Origin of the sequence: Pseudoflavonifractor sp. 60 (assembly GCF_009911645.1) — a bacterium.
GTDB lineage: Bacteria > Bacillota > Clostridia > Oscillospirales > Oscillospiraceae > Lawsonibacter.
Genome location: NZ_QWKI01000140.1, coordinates 1 through 1,623, shown reverse-complemented (window position 1 = coordinate 1,623; position 1,623 = coordinate 1). Strand labels below are relative to the sequence as shown.

The 1,623-nt window shown below is 58.0% G+C and carries 1 protein-coding gene; it reads left to right on the top strand.

Translation table 11 applies throughout. From position 1 onward, the window contains the following. Positions 1-1,623: hypothetical protein (locus D1646_RS23760; protein WP_279279951.1), on the top strand; the 1,623-nt coding region annotated here is incomplete at both ends.

Sequence of the window (1,623 nt, the reverse complement as noted above, 5' to 3'; positions counted from 1 at the left end):
GTCCAGGACATGCTCAACCGCATGGTCACCCTGGCCACCCAGTCCGCCAACGGCACCTACGACAACGAGACCGACCGCGCCGCTCTCCAGCAGGAGATCGACCAGCTGAACTCCGAAATCAACCGTATCGCTGACAGTGCCAACTTCAACGGCATTAAGCTGCTGGACGGCTCCCTGGACGCCGAAGGCCGCCGCGCCACCACCGAGACCGTGTTCGCCGGTCTGAAAATCGGCAACAACGTCAACGGTGTTGCTGTGGGCGATGCTGCTAAGGGTGACAGTTCGGATGTGATTGGCGGCGATAATAGCAAGGGCGGTGTGCAGCTGACCGGTGCCTATTCCGGTGTTACCGCTGGTAAGCTGAACGAGAGCGACGACAGCGTCCGTTACCACAAGGACGCCGCCACCGCTGGCAAGACCTCCTTCACCGTGGACCTGGACGGCCTGAGCTACAACGCCGCCTCCGGCACCGGCATCACAGGCCTGGAGTTCGCTCTTCAGGGTGGCGATGCGGCTGGAATGGGTACTGGCAACCATCTGTCTTTGAAGAATGGTACAGACTCTGCTCTGACTTATGATATCGTTGCGGATGGCAGCGGCAAGGTCTCCTCTGAGGACATTGCCAAGGCTATTATGGACAAGATTAATGACAATGGCGGCAAGGTCTATGTCAAGACCGGTACCGGTGGCACCGCTGATTATATTGAGTACAGCGTCACCCGGGATGGCGACAAGCTGAAATTCGAAATGACCGATGACGGGTATGCCGATGCCTGCGCTTCTGCTAACACAGCTACTGCTGCTGGCACTACAGAGAACTACTTCCAGGGTAACTTCAACTTCTCCCTGGCCTATAAGCAGGGCACTGGTGGAGCTGGCCTTACTGGTACTCAGGATAACAAGGATCTCCAGGCTGCCTTTAATGCCGCTATCAACGACAAGCTGGTGGGCAACGCCGCTACCTGCGAGGTCAACGAGGGTACCACTCCCGCTGATACCATCTACGCCCAGGCCTATATCCGCTTCGATACTGCGGACGCTGGCAATACTACCGGCCTGAACAAGACCACTGACTTCATTGCTGATGGCAAGGGCTTCAAGCTGGGTGACGAGTACTATATCTTCACCGGCAGTGATGCCACCTATAACACGGATTACGCTGACAATGTTCACAAGGTGGATATCCGAGACCTGACCAACCTGACCAATGCGATGGCGGGCGGCACTGCCGCTCAGAAGCAGGCGTTTGCCGATGATCTGCGCACTGCTCTGGACCGTCTGTCTGTGGCCGCTAAGGACAACGAGATGTTCGACGTCCAGGTGGAGCAGCGCGGCACTATGCTGGTCATCAACGAGCGCACCACTTATGCCGGCGACGCCAACCTGACTGAGAAGGATTGGGGTCTGGAGAATCAGATTCAGAAGTTCGACAGCGCCAGTTCCACCACCACCGTGGAGAAGGAGGCCGGCACCGCTCTGACCCTCCAGATTGGCGACACCTCCGAGGAGTTCAACCAGCTGAAGGTCAACATCGGCGACATCCACGCCGACGCTCTGGGCGTTGACAAGGTGAGCGTTGCCACCCAGGAGGACGCCGCCGCTGCCATCGACGTCATCAAGACC